Here is a 12,930-nt window from a genome sequence, read left to right on the forward strand (position 1 = left end):
TGGACGGGCTGTGGGACAAATTCGGCAGGAGCGGGAGGGTGGAATCACCCGAATCATCCTCAGCAACCCTGGAAAGCTGAACGCCATGACTCGCGACATGTGGGTGTCCTTTGGCGACCTGTGGCTCGAGCTCAACGAGGACGATTCCGTTCGCTGCATCGTGGTCACCGGTGACGGTACGCGGGGCTTTTGCCCAGGGAACGATATCAGCGAGTTCGATCGATTCCGGTCTGACGCTGCCAAAGCGCGGGTGTTGTCTGAGGTCATGAACCGGGGGCGCAACGCGATGTTGGCCTGCCCGCATCCCATTGTTGGACAGATTCATGGAGCGTGTGTCGGCGGGGGGTTAGAGATTGCAGCGATGTGCGACATGCGTATCTGCTCGAGTGCAAGCCGCTTCGGCGCGCCGCTGAACCGGCTTGGCCTGACGATGGCGTACGAGGAGATGTTGCCGATCTGGCGGATCACTAACCGGGCCACGATGTTTGAGTTTCTGGTCGAAGGCCGAATCATTGAGGCAGACGACGCGTTGCGGCGTGGACTGGTTAACCGAGTCGTGCCGCCAGAACGCTTGGCGGAGGAAGTAGCGGTGTGCGCACAGGCGATTTCGGAGGGTCCACCGCGCGTCCACCGCTGGCACAAGAAGTTCTTCAATCGACTGACCTTCGATCCGGCGCTGACGCAGGCGGATATCGACGAGCACTATCTCAGCTTCGAAACCGAGGACTATCGAATCGGCTACCGCTCGTTTCTGGATAAAACCAAGCCGGAGTTCACTGGCCGATGACCAAGCCTGGCGATCAAGCGGGACCTCTGGCCGGTATGAAGGTGCTCGAGCTGTCGCACGTGATGGCGGGCCCGACCTGTGGACGGCTGCTGGCTGATCTGGGCGCGGATGTCATTAAGCTGGAGCGCCCCGGCGGTGAGGACAGCCGGCGGATGGCGCCGCCCTGGCAAGGGGACGAGGCGGCAGGCTATCTCATGCTGAACCGGAACAAGCGCGGGATCTGCGTTGATCTAAAAAAGCCCGGCGGCCTCAAGGTGCTACTCGATCTGGCCGCCCGATCAGATGTGCTGCTGGAGAACTTTCGCAAGGGCACGCTGGATCGGCTGGGCTGCGGCTACGAGGAGCTGCGAAAAACCAACCCTGGGTTGATCTACTGCGAGATTTCGGGCTTCGGCCGAACCGGTCCCTACGCCAACCGCGGCGGCTTTGATCTGGTTGCGCAGGCGATGAGCGGCATTCTGAGCGTTACCGGTGAAGGGCCTGGCCGGCCGCCGGTGAAAGCTGGCGTGCCGGTCGGGGACGTTGGTGCCGGCATGTTGGCGGCTATCGGCATCCTGGCGGCGCATGCGGAGCGACAAGCCACGGGCCTTGGTCAGCGCGTTGACACTTCTCTGCTCGAAGGGTGCCTGTCGTTTATGGCCTGGCCGGCGGCAACTTTTTTTGCCAACGGTATGGACACCGTTCCCATGGGCACGGCACACCCGCTCGACGCTCCTTATCAGGCCTTTGAGTCCAGCGATGGCTGGCTGATTGTGGGCGCGGCCAATCAGGCAAACTGGCTTCGGTTGCTGGACGTTATCGGACGTCAGGAGCTGGCCGAGGACCCCCGGTTTATCGACAACCCCGATCGCGTGGAGAACCTGCAAGCGCTCATCGAGGTTCTCGAGCCGGTTTTCAAAGAGCGAGGCACCGCTGACTGGGTCGCGCGCCTAGACGCCGGCGGTGTCCCGTGCGGACCGATCAATCGAACAAGCGACATGCTGCAGGACCCGCATGTTGCTGCACGTCAGATGATCTGCGATGTAGAACATCCGGTCCTGGGCAACGTGAAAACGATGGGCAGTCCAATCAAGTTCTCCAATCACGACGACCCAGCGCTGACCGCTGCGCCATTGCTCGGTGAGCATACCCGGGAAGTTCTAGCTGAGCTTGACTATTCTGCTGAGACGATTGATGGGCTGCTTCGTGACGAGGCAATCTTTGCTACCGATACTACCGATCCGGTGGTTACGCTGGCGCAATCAAACTGATGAAGTCCAGGACGCTGTCGGACACGACGTGGGTATGGTCGCGCATGCGGCGTTCCGCTTCTTGCTCATCGCCTGCCAAAATCGCGTCCAACACCGCTTGATGCTCCTCGAATGACTGACTGGTTCGCTGAGCCTGGCGCAGCTGCCGGCGACGGTACGCGTTGAGCTGGCGAAATAGCCGGTTGGCCACCTCCGCCAGGACCTCGTTCTGGGTTCCTCGAAAGATGTGCCGGTGAAACTCCAGACTCGCATCGTAGTACTCGTTGGCCGATTCGGGTTTCGCGAGTTCAGCGTAGCCTTCGTGAACATGCTTGAGCTGAGCTTTCTGCTCATCGGTCATCCGTCGTGCCGCCAGGCGCGCGCAGATCCCTTCAAGTTCTGACATTGCCTCAAACATCTGAATGAGTCGTGTGACCGGCACCTGCGCCACGACGGCACCACGCCGCGGCCGCATCTGCGCCAGACCGCTGGATGCCAGGTGACGCATCGCCTCCCGCACCGGCGTTCGTGATACGTCGAATTGATCGGCGATTTCCTGCTCGTTCAGATGGGATCCAGGCGCTCGCTTTCCACTCACAATCTCATCTTCGATCGCCTGAGCGATGCGCTGGCTGTGGGTCAGTGCTTCTGCACTGTCAAACTCGTCCATGAAACTCTCGGCAACTTTTTTGCCAGTATAACCTTGCACCTATCCGATGAATGTTTGTATACAATAGCGATCATTTCGTATCCAAAGAGTGGTGTGATGAAAGTCGCGACTTATCAGGATCACGGCAGTCCGGAGGCGCTTCACGTTGCTGATTGGCCCGAGCCGGACCTGCCGTCAGGCGAGGTCATGGTGAGAGTCGAAGCGGTCGCGCTGAACGGTTTCGACCCCATGATGCTGGCCGGTTCGACCGGCCTTAAGGTACCGATGCCCATGGTGCCCTGCGGGGATTTTGCCGGTCGCGTTTGCGCGCTAGGGAGTCAGGTCGATACCCCGCTCAAGGTCGGCGATCCCGTCACCGGATTTCCCATGGTTCCCGACCGAGGCATGCTTGGTGAAGTCACCCTGGGAGCCGCCAGGGAACTGATCAACATGCCGCCGGACTGCCTGATTCCGATCCCCGACGGCGTGACGATGACCGACGCCGCGGCGCTGCCTGTCGCCTACGGTACCGCGTTACGAATGATGGAAACCCGCGGCAAGATCAGCCGGGATGAGCGGGTTCTGGTTCTTGGCGCAACCGGTGGCGTGGGCGTTGCCTGCATTCAGCTGGCGAAGGCCGCCGGCGCTTTTGTGGTGGCCTGCGGTCGAGGCAGCAAGGCAGCCGGTCTGACAGCGGTGGGCGCTGACGACGTGATCGATACAGCTCAGGACGACTTTTTTATCGCCGCGCGCGAACGTTACGGCAAGCCCAGCTATGACGGGAGCGGAGACGGTGGGTTCGACGTCGTAGTGAACTACATCGGCGGGGACACCTGGGCGCCTAGCCTCAAGCTGTTGCGGCGGCATGGGCGGGCACTGGTGTGTGGCGCCACGGCCGGTTTTAAGCCAGAAACTGATCTGCGCTATCTCTGGAGCTTCGAGCAGCACCTGATCGGCTCCAATGGATGGACACCGGAGGATCAGCAGGAGCTGCTTAGACGCGTGGCGGCGGGGACACTGACACCTGTCGTGCACCAGATACGCCCCATTGAAAAGATCTCGGACGCGTTCCAGGAGTTAATCGACCGCGAAGTGTTCGGCAAGTCGGTGCTGACGCTATGACCGCCTGGAGCCGAGAACGCCTGCAGGCGCTGCTGGATGCGTCGCCCTACATTCGGGGCCTTCAGCTAACGGTGGCCGATATGGACGTTGAGGCGGGTTCGATCAGTTTACGCATGCCGGCCTCCCCGTCGCTGATGCGCAGCGAAGACGACGACATGTTTCACGGTGGTCCGGTGGCCGGCCTGATCGACACGGCAGGAGATCTGGCCGTTGCGCTGCGAGTGGGCGGCGGTGTGCCCACGGTCAACTTTCGAACCGACTATCTTCGCCCGGCAACCGGTGCTTTCCTGATGGCCCACGCCCAGGTACAGAAGGTCGGTCGGCTACTGTCGGTGGCGGACGTCACGGTGCGCGATGAACGCCGGCGCGTGTGTGCACTGGGGCGGGGAACTTACGTTTCTCAAACGGGCTGATGCTATCCAAGAGTTCAAGCAACCTGGCGGATATTGTCTGGGGTAATCGCGATTCGGAGCAGATTGCTCTGGTCGATGCAGGCCCGGATACGATTAACTCGCGCCTGAGTTACGGCGACGTGCAGCAGGCAATTCAGTCTTTCCCGAAGGAATTTCGAGGGAAGAGCGGGCTTGAACCGGGGCACCGTGTCGCCGTCGTGGGTAAAAACCAGTCCGCCCACGTGCTGGCGAGCTATGGCTTGATGCACGGCGGTTACGTCGCGGTCCCCGTCAATCTCCAGCTCTCACACGAGGCGCTGGAGCACATCTACCGGGTCTGCGACATCGCCGCGACGCTCGCCGACCGAGCCGGTCTGGAAGCGCTGCCCGCTAGTCTCGCCTCATCAACTCGTCTGCTGGCTCTCGATGAGCCCACGTTTTACGCCGGTCGGGAACCGCGGCCCGCAACCCAAGGCGGTGATGATGAGGCGGTCGTAATGTTCACGTCGGGCTCCACGGGCCTGCCGAAGGCGGTGCCGATCACTCACAACGGATACCTTTGGGCCATGCGGCAGTTCGCCGATCTGATCGACAGTCTCGCCGGGCAGACAGTGTTGGCGGCTGCGCCCTTGTTTCACATGAACGCGCAGTTCCACGTGCAGGCTGCGCTGGCAGGCGGAGCAACGGCGGTGGTCATGCGGCGATTCGAGGCTGGCCGGTTTCTGGAGCTGATCGTGGAAGAGTCGGTCACCCGCGTAACCGGAGTACCGACAATGCTGGCGCTGGCGGTGCGGGAGGCTGACCGCCGCGGCGTCAGGCCGATGCGGCACGTCCAATCAGTGGCCATGGGGTCTGCACCCCTCAGCGAGGCGCTGGTTCAAGAAGTAAAGAGTCTGTTTCCGGAGGCGGTTATCAGCAACGGCTACGGCACAACCGAAACGGGGCCCGCCCTGTTCGGTGCTCACCCCGACGGCATACCAACACCGGTGCAGTCTATCGGCTACCCGCTTGCTAAGGCCGGCTGGGATCTGCGCGACGGCAGCGACAAGAGCCAGGGTGTCCTCTGGGTCAAACATCCAATGACGGCCACAGGCTATCTGGGCGATGTGGCCCAGACCGAAGCGGCCTTTCGCGATGGCTGGTACTGCACCAAGGACCGGATGGTTCGTGACGAGGACGGATTTTTCTATTTCGACGGCCGCGCTGACGACATGTTTGTGTGTGCGGGCGAAAACATCTATCCCCAGGAGGTTGAGCGGCGAATGCTCCAGCATCCGGCCGTGAGGGACGTGGCCGTCGTGCCGGTGCCGGACGAGCTCAAGGGGTATCTGCCCGTCGCTTTTGTCGTGGCAGAAAACACGGACGAGGCCACACTTCGCGACCACGCGCTGCGCACAGGGCCGGCCTACGCGCACCCAAGAGCCGTCTATTTTCTTGATCAGCTGCCGCTCGGTTCGACCAACAAGGTGGATCGCCAGAAGCTGCAACGCCTGGCGGAGCAAACGTTCCAGCGATGACTGCCTGGAAACAGTGGTACCGGGGCGATGAGGACGCGTACGAGGGGCGCTGTAAAAACAGCATCGAGGAAATCCTGGCCGAGGCTGAAGCGGATCCAGGCGAGCGGCCGCTGATCACGACGCTGCTCCCCGGCGGAATAGCCGGGCAGGTGAGCGGCGTGGAATTTGCCCGTCAGAGCCGACGTTTTGGATCCTACCTGCGCAGTACCCTCGGATTGGCCTCGGGGGAAGTGATCGCTATCCAGGCACCTAACTGTCTTGGCTACGCGATTTGCGCTGTCGGTGCGCTGCGGGCCGGGCTGGTGGTGAGCAACATCAATCCACTCTACACGCCAACCGAAACTCGAACGCAGCTGAAGGACTGCGGCGCTGAGACCCTGGTGTTCTGTGACCTGTTTGCCAATCAGGTCATGGAGGCGTGCAAGGGCACTCCCGTAAAACGATGGATCGCGATCTCCGTGACGGAGGGATTCTCCTGGCCCAAGAGGACGCTCGTTCGGCTGATTCTGCGCGCCAAGCGTGAACTTCCGAAGCCGATTTCAGCCGCCGTAAGCCTGACCCACATTGTCCAGTCCGCTTCCGGTGAACTCCCCGAGGAACCCTCCGTGCTCGATACGGCCATGCTTTACCAGTACTCCGGAGGTACGACAGGTCGCTCCAAGGGCGTTGTGATCACCAGGGGCAACCTCTTCAGCAACCTGTCTCAAGGCACAAGCCTCTGTCCCGAAGTTGTGGCGAAGCGCGGACGCACATCGCTGCTGGTGATGCCGATGTATCACATGTTCGGTCTGTACATGTGCCTTGCTACGATGATGACCGGAGGTCACCTCGTTCTGGTGCCCAATCCGCGCCCGCTGTCTATCCTGAAGGTGGCTTTTGACCGTTATAAGCCGGACGTATTTCCCGGGGTCAACACACTGTTTTTGAAGTTGATGGAAGAGCCCTGGTTTCAAGCTAATCCGCCGGCGCTGGAATTCACCCCAACCGGAGCGACGGCGTTGGATCCGGAGGTTGGGGAAAGGTGGGAGCAGCTCACCGGGAGCTTTCCGGTTTGCAACTATGGTCTTACTGAAGCGACGACGCTGCTGACGTCCAATCCGGCAGATGGTCGACACCGCAAAGGCAGTGTCGGCATCCCGCTGCCTGGGACGACGGTGAGTATCCTCGACGTCGACGGCAGCGAAATGCCGACTGATCAGCCCGGCGAAATCGTTGCCCGAGGACCCCAGGTGGCTGCCGGCTACCTGAATCGACCGGACGCTGATTCGGATACCTTTGCGCTGCAGGGGCTGCGCACCGGCGACATCGGCTATCTGGACAAGGACGGATACCTTTATATTGTCGATCGCAAGAAGGACGTGATTTTGGTCAGCGGATTCAACGTCTATCCGATCGAAGTGGAGACGGCCTTGAACGAACATCCTGGGGTTCTCGAGTCGGGAGTGGTCGGTCACCCCTCACGAGACAGCGGGGAGAAAGTTGTGGCCTATGTGGTCCTGCGGACGTCGGCAGTCGCTTTCGACGAGTTGGACGCCTGGTGCCGCGAGCGACTCGCCGCTTACAAATGCCCAAAAGAATTTCATCGGTTGGACGAGCTGCCCAAAACGCCCATCGGGAAAGTCCAGCGGCGGGCCCTTCGCTCGTGAAGCTCGACCATATCATCCTGGCATGCCCCGACCTTGAAGCGGGGTGCGAAGAGGTAAAGCGCCGCCTCGGCATCGAGCTGGTGACTGGGGGGCGACACGAGAACATGGGCACCCACAACGCGCTGGCCGGCTTGAATCAGGGCGCTTATCTTGAGCTTCTGGCACCAGACGCGAAAGGAGTCAGCACTGGGCTGGCTCAAAAGCTGCGCACGCTGGGGGGCGTGACGCTGTATCACTGGGCTGTCTCACACCCTCAATCGGCGCCGCTTTCCAGGGTCGATGGCATTCTGCCGGAAAGCTGGGTCCCGGGTCGCCGGAGGCTGTCCGACGGGTCTGAGCTGACGTGGCATCTGATGTTTCCCCAGTCTGACCTAGGCGCTCTGGTACCGTTCTTTATCGACTGGGGGGACACCCCATCACCCGGAAAACAACTGGAGGCATCGGGGCGACTCGCGGCAATCAGGCTCAGGACCCCTCGTGCCAATGTGCTGGCAGCTTGGCTGAAGCCGCTGCCTCAAGTACAAATCGAGGAAGCCGCTCAGGGCTCGTGGAGCATCGAGTTGATCAGTGGTGCGGAACGCTGGTCATTAAGCAGTGTCTCAGACCACCTCGAGGGTATTCAGTCATGGCACTAGCGCTGCAGGTTTGACAGGCTTTCACTACCAGGATCGGGCCAGCTACAGTTCTGTCATCTTGGATCGAAGTTTCGAATCCGCGTTTTGCAGCTCGCCCGGGAAAACTGGCGCAAGCATTTCCGGTGCGTGAACGTGATAACCCTGAGCAAAGTCGGCGCCCAGTTGTGTGATGGCGTCGAGGATGGAAGCCGATTCGACGTATTCGGCGACGGTTCGAATACCCATCGTGTGGGCAATGTCGATAATGGACTTCACAAACACGCGGTCAGTTTCATCTTGCACGATATCTCGCACGAACATCCCGTCAATCTTCAGATAATCCACCGGCAGGTGTTTTAGGTGCCCAAACGAGGACAAACCGCTGCCAAAATCGTCCAGTGCAAACTCGCTCCCCAGCGCCTTGAGCGCCGTCATCAGTTCGCGTGCGGCGCCAATGCTGCGAATGACGGCCGTCTCGGTAATCTCGAAATTCACCATGCCTGGCGGGAGCGGGGATTCCTCCATCATATGCAGCAAAGTCCGGCAGAATTTTCGATCTCCGATGCTCGCACCCGACAGATTGACCCAGTATCGACGATGCTCAGCACCTACCGTTCTATAGATATAAAGCGATCGCAGCAGATTGCGCACCACCCACTCATCAAGTTTGCTGCTTAAACCATAGCGTTCCGCCGCCGGGAGGAAAGCCCCCGGCAAGACCAGGTCCCGCTCGTTGGTGTTGCGAAGCCTTAATAAGACTTCAATTCTCTCAGGCTCTTTGCTGCGCGGCTGAAGCGGGATGATGCGCTGCCCAAAAAGCGCAAACTGATTTTGATCCATGGCGTCGCCGAGACGCGCAACCCAGCGCATTTCCCCACGTTTGGCCTCGACCCGATCGCTTGCCCCCTTCACCAGGTGTACCTGATTGCGTCCCGCCTCCTTGGCGGCATAGCAAGCCGCGTCAGCTAGCTGCTGCAATTCTTCGGGATCCTTGCCGTGTTCCCCGACCGGAACCAGGCCAATGCTCACGCCGACGCGGAACGTGTCCGAGTTCCAGTGAAACGCATACTCTGAGATTCGAGTACAGATCGATTCAGCGATTGAAGCCGCGCGTTTCTCTGGGCATTGGTCCAGGAGAATCGCAAACTCGTCTCCCCCTAAACGGGCTACCAGATCACCTTTTCGGACGGACTGACGCAGGAGTTCGGCGACGCAGCGAAGAAGCTCATCACCCGCAGCATGGCCGCTGGTGTCATTGACGACTTTGAACTGATCCAAGTCCATGAACATCAGGAACGCGGACTTGTTTTGTGTTTCGTCGCACAGCTTCCGAAGGCTAGCTTGAAACGCCCGTCGATTGTGCAAGCCGGTGAGCTCGTCGAAATTTGCGTGATACTTCAGCTTGTCGGTCAGCACAGACGCCTCAGTGACATCCTGAATCTGAATAACGGCGAAGCGAAATTCGCCTTGGTCATTGCGCACCACTGACGCCGTCATCAGCGTTCTCACGGGGTCACCGGCACCGTTGACGCAGTCAAAGTTTGTATGCTCAGGCGCAGATGCAGCGTCGACCAGCTGCCGCAGGAAAGCCCCGAATAGCTCATGGTCGGGTTTGGCCACGAATTCCTGGAGATTCTGCCCAGCGGGGGCCGCTTCGTTCAGAAACATCCGAGAGAAGACAGGGTTAGTACGAAAGATCTCCCCGCAACTTCGTATGAAGGCGACGCCAATTGGCGTATTTTCAATCGCCTGGTTCGCCATGGCCCCCAGGTCAGCACACCTGAGCAACGCCTGCTGCTTCTGTTGAAGGGCCTTCGCCAGAGACTCCTCCAGCGCTTTTCTTTGGTCGCTCAGCTCACGAACTTTGAGTTGGTAGCGACGCACTAAGCGCCATCCAATAAAAAGCGCGACCGCGAGCGTTGCGCAACCTAACATGGGCGGGAACGTTGTAGAAATGTTATCGGCAGCGCCCGCCGGGCTGGACCAATGTATGCCCCAACAGCGCTAAAGTCCATATCCATCGTATGCCGATGCTGAACTCGATTGCTCGTGTGGCGATACTCGTCATCGATTGCCCACATCCCGCTTCCATCGACGAAGTTCGGCTGCTGGCAAAGAACCTTTAGGAAGCTGAAACGATTTGAAGATCGATCGGAACTTGTTGAGGGTTCATGTTCCGCCGCGGGCGAGTTAGGGTCCACAACTCGCTCGCCAAAGGGCGCCATAGGTAGGACTTTACCTGGTCGAAAATCCCAGAATAGGGTGTGCCAATTTTGTGTCAAACAAGCTGTTTTTCTGTGTCGTTTGGCGTCGTGTTTCAGTGAGCGGCCGCCGCTAAACGATTGTTTTTAAAATATTTTTCTGACGAAAATCCGGGTTACAAATCAGTTGCTCTACCAACTGAGCTATGCCGGCGTGGGGGAAATGATAATGGACCTTCACGGCTTGTCCAGTTGCTGGCGAGCGTTTTCTGTTCGGGTGGACATTTAGAGAGTGTGAGGTGATCGCTGCGGACGGAGCTGCTAACAAAAATATAAATACAAATGATTCGCAATTATTGATACTCTTCGACGCCGATATCCGTTGGAGTTGTTCGCAATGTTCAAAGAAGTTGCCATGGTTGCAGAGTCGTCGATCTCAGCAGGCGCTAGTGGGGTAACAGTCGATCCTAGGATCTTACTGCTTGCCACTGCTGCTGCCTTGGCGCTTACGCCTCCAATCTCAACTGCACAGGTTGAAGAGGACGCTGACTCGGACGACTCAATCGAGGAGGTGGTCGTCCGGGGAGAAAAGGAGTCTTCTTATCGAGTGGAAGACACCAGCACCGCGGGGCTATTCGACATGGCGCTTAGCGATACGCCGTTCAACGTGGGCGTCATCACCGAGGAATTTATTGAAGATCGCCAGATTTTCACGCTCCGCGATGCGGTGCTCTCCAATGCAAGCGTCACTCGAACGCATTCCCACAGCAGCACGTCAAGCCAGTTCAACATCCGTGGATTCGGCCTGAACGCCGACCGGTTGGGTTATCTGATCAACGGCGTGCCGGTGGCGGCCAATGATGCGCCGCCGGCTCACATATCGGCTCTGGAGCGAATTGAAGTGCTCAAGGGCGCGTCGACGTTGTACTACGGGGCCGGTGAACCAGCGGGCATCATTAACTACGTCTACAAAAAGCCCCTTGATGAAGCGCGATACTCAATTTCGACGACCATTGGCGAATACAGCGATTACCGGGCAGAGCTCGACGCCACCGGCCCGCTGGGTTCCGACCAGTTGCTCTATCGCTTCACCCTGGGTTGGCGGGATTCGGAAGGGCCTGTCGATTTTGATTACGCTCGAGATTTTGCGCCCACCATCCAGCTGCAGTGGCAGCCGTCTGAGAAAACGACGCTTCGCTTCATCGGTGAGTACGTGGAGCACGAAAGCAATCCCCTGTCCCAGGACGCGATTTTCCTGAACGGCTCCTACATTGATGCGCCTGAAAACACTTACTACGGCTTTTCAACGGATTACGAAGAGCAGGAGAGCCTCGGGGTGCAGCTTCACCTCGATCATGTTTTCAGCGATACGCTCAAGCTAAGAGCGCAACTGGGCTGGAAAGATGGCGGTCGGGACGCCGGCAACTCCGGCTACATGGTGCCGCTGCCTTTTGTCATCCCCGGGATCAACGATCCTGCCAACGGCATTCTCGCGCGTTCGGCCTTTGATCAACGACGTGAGGCGGAGTCACAATACTTCGCAGCGCACCTTGCATGGGACACCGAGTTTGCCGGGCTCAACCACGACATTGTCGTCGGCTTGAACTACTCCGAAAATGAGATCACCAACATCGGTTACTTCAACAGCCTGATCGGCGTGCTTCCCGCACTGCTTGGCGGTGATTTCAGCGTCCTGGCCACGCTACCGCCCAGCGCAAACGTGTTTGACCCGGTGACTGTTTCGTACAACCACCTCACGAACTTCGGCGACTCGCCGCCTTTCTACCGGGACATTTGGCAATACGACAACCTTGGACTGAATTTCCAGGATGCGATCGAAATCCCCGACTGGAACCTGCAGCTGCTCCTGGGCTTGCGTTATACCACCTCAGGTGCTGAGACAATCCTGTCTTTGGAGGAAGACGGCAGCCCAGGGCCGGGGTTTGGCCCCGACACAGACGAAAGTGCGCTGATTCCTCGGGTTGGCGCCGTTTACGACTTCAGCGATACGCAGAGTGTTTACGTGAGCTATGGCGAGACCTTCCAACCGCCATTTACCAACAGCCTGGACAGAAACGGCAACCCGATTACGGAGCCGGAAGTTGGCGTCCAATATGAGCTTGGCTGGCGGGGATCGTTTTTCAATGACAGCCTCGCAACCACCCTGGCGGTCTATGACCTGACAAAAGAAAACATCATCGTGGCAACGGGTGTGCCCAACGTGTCTGACGTGGCCGGCGAGCAGCGCAGCCAGGGTATCGAACTGGACCTGACCGGCCGAGTAAACGACTACTGGGACCTGTACTTCAGCTACGCCTACACCAGCACCGAAGTTGTGGACGCAGGTAGCTCAAGCCAGACCGAAGGCGATCGGTTTCCCGGCGTCCCGCGGCACAAAGCCGTGCTGTGGAATAACTTCTCGCTCGACTGGACAGGCATCACTGGCCTGACCTTCGGCTACGGCGTCGACTACATGAGCGAAGCTCTGGCGGGAGCTCTGGTAGATCCTATCGCGCTCACCTTTGGTAACGTCGTAACGCCGGCGCAGGGCGTGGTCCATAACGCCAACATCGGCTACGTCACCGATACCGATTTCGGGAATCTCAATCTCAACCTTGGGTTCACCAACGTGACCGATCGCGACTACGTCCTGAACACCTCGAATACACTTTTTGCGCGACGTGGTCAGCCCCGGACCGTATTGCTGACGGCAACCATGACGTTTTGAACGTTTCAACTGGGTTGATCCGCCCGGCCCACTAGCGCGGGGTAG

At 59.1% G+C, this 12,930-nt stretch carries 10 protein-coding genes; 8 read left to right on the forward strand and 2 right to left on the reverse strand.

What is annotated here, in order from left to right:
- Positions 1-10 precede the first annotated feature (10 nt).
- Together AAF358_17210 and AAF358_17215 are read left to right on the forward strand one after the other, a co-directional pair.
- The gene (locus tag AAF358_17210; protein ID MEM7707300.1) at positions 11-787 is read left to right on the forward strand and encodes an enoyl-CoA hydratase-related protein; all 777 of its coding nucleotides are present in this window, start codon (positions 11-13) and stop codon (positions 785-787) included.
- Positions 784-2,037 (forward strand): CaiB/BaiF CoA-transferase family protein, encoded by a 1,254-nt coding sequence (locus AAF358_17215; GenBank protein ID MEM7707301.1) that lies wholly within the window; start codon positions 784-786, stop codon positions 2,035-2,037. Before AAF358_17210 ends, AAF358_17215 begins: the two co-directional genes overlap by 4 nt.
- On the opposite strand, the gene AAF358_17220 is transcribed toward AAF358_17215, so the two are convergent.
- On the reverse strand, positions 2,015-2,686 hold the full coding sequence (locus AAF358_17220; GenBank protein MEM7707302.1) for a GntR family transcriptional regulator: 672 nt from the start codon (positions 2,684-2,686) through the stop codon (positions 2,015-2,017). The genes AAF358_17215 and AAF358_17220 overlap by 23 nt on opposite strands.
- Positions 2,687-2,782: 96 nt before the next feature.
- On the opposite strand from AAF358_17220, the gene AAF358_17225 reads away from it, so the two are divergent.
- Genes AAF358_17225 through AAF358_17245 form a run of 5 tightly spaced genes read left to right on the forward strand, consistent with a single transcriptional unit; the run spans position 2,783 to position 7,977 of the window.
- Positions 2,783-3,787 (forward strand): zinc-binding dehydrogenase, encoded by a 1,005-nt coding sequence (locus AAF358_17225; GenBank protein MEM7707303.1) that lies wholly within the window; start codon positions 2,783-2,785, stop codon positions 3,785-3,787.
- Positions 3,784-4,200: a PaaI family thioesterase gene (locus AAF358_17230; GenBank protein MEM7707304.1), complete on the forward strand. Its 417-nt coding sequence runs from the start codon at positions 3,784-3,786 to the stop codon at positions 4,198-4,200. Before AAF358_17225 ends, AAF358_17230 begins: the two co-directional genes overlap by 4 nt.
- Positions 4,200-5,696, forward strand: a complete 1,497-nt coding sequence (locus AAF358_17235; GenBank protein ID MEM7707305.1) for a class I adenylate-forming enzyme family protein — start codon at positions 4,200-4,202, stop codon at positions 5,694-5,696. The genes AAF358_17230 and AAF358_17235 overlap by 1 nt, the downstream gene beginning before the upstream one ends.
- Positions 5,693-7,342: an AMP-binding protein gene (locus AAF358_17240; GenBank protein MEM7707306.1), complete on the forward strand. Its 1,650-nt coding sequence runs from the start codon at positions 5,693-5,695 to the stop codon at positions 7,340-7,342. The genes AAF358_17235 and AAF358_17240 overlap by 4 nt, the downstream gene beginning before the upstream one ends.
- Positions 7,339-7,977, forward strand: coding sequence for a VOC family protein (locus AAF358_17245; GenBank protein MEM7707307.1), 639 nt, complete (start codon positions 7,339-7,341; stop codon positions 7,975-7,977). The genes AAF358_17240 and AAF358_17245 overlap by 4 nt, the downstream gene beginning before the upstream one ends.
- 42 nt (positions 7,978-8,019) lie before the next feature.
- On the opposite strand, the gene AAF358_17250 is transcribed toward AAF358_17245, so the two are convergent.
- Positions 8,020-9,840, reverse strand: a complete 1,821-nt coding sequence (locus tag AAF358_17250; protein ID MEM7707308.1) for an EAL domain-containing protein — start codon at positions 9,838-9,840, stop codon at positions 8,020-8,022.
- Positions 9,841-10,554: 714 nt separating this feature from the next.
- On the opposite strand from AAF358_17250, the gene AAF358_17255 reads away from it, so the two are divergent.
- Complete coding sequence (locus tag AAF358_17255) at positions 10,555-12,885, forward strand: TonB-dependent receptor (GenBank protein MEM7707309.1); 2,331 nt, start codon at positions 10,555-10,557, stop codon at positions 12,883-12,885.
- The last annotated feature ends 45 nt before the right edge of the window (positions 12,886-12,930 follow it).

Source organism: Pseudomonadota bacterium, from assembly GCA_039033415.1.
GTDB lineage: Bacteria > Pseudomonadota > Gammaproteobacteria > Xanthomonadales > SZUA-38 > JANQOZ01.

What these genes read in the sequence shown, in the direction of transcription:
- AAF358_17215 (MEM7707301.1), top strand. Translation starts at nt 784, where the DNA reads ATGACCAAGCCTGGCGATCAAGCGGGACCTCTGGCCGGTATGAAGGTG.
- AAF358_17220 (MEM7707302.1), bottom strand. Translation starts at nt 2,686, where the DNA reads ATGGACGAGTTTGACAGTGCAGAAGCACTGACCCACAGCCAGCGCATC.
- AAF358_17225 (MEM7707303.1), top strand. Translation starts at nt 2,783, where the DNA reads ATGAAAGTCGCGACTTATCAGGATCACGGCAGTCCGGAGGCGCTTCAC.
- AAF358_17230 (MEM7707304.1), top strand. Translation starts at nt 3,784, where the DNA reads ATGACCGCCTGGAGCCGAGAACGCCTGCAGGCGCTGCTGGATGCGTCG.
- AAF358_17235 (MEM7707305.1), top strand. Translation starts at nt 4,200, where the DNA reads ATGCTATCCAAGAGTTCAAGCAACCTGGCGGATATTGTCTGGGGTAAT.
- AAF358_17240 (MEM7707306.1), top strand. Translation starts at nt 5,693, where the DNA reads ATGACTGCCTGGAAACAGTGGTACCGGGGCGATGAGGACGCGTACGAG.
- AAF358_17255 (MEM7707309.1), top strand. Translation starts at nt 10,555, where the DNA reads ATGTTCAAAGAAGTTGCCATGGTTGCAGAGTCGTCGATCTCAGCAGGC.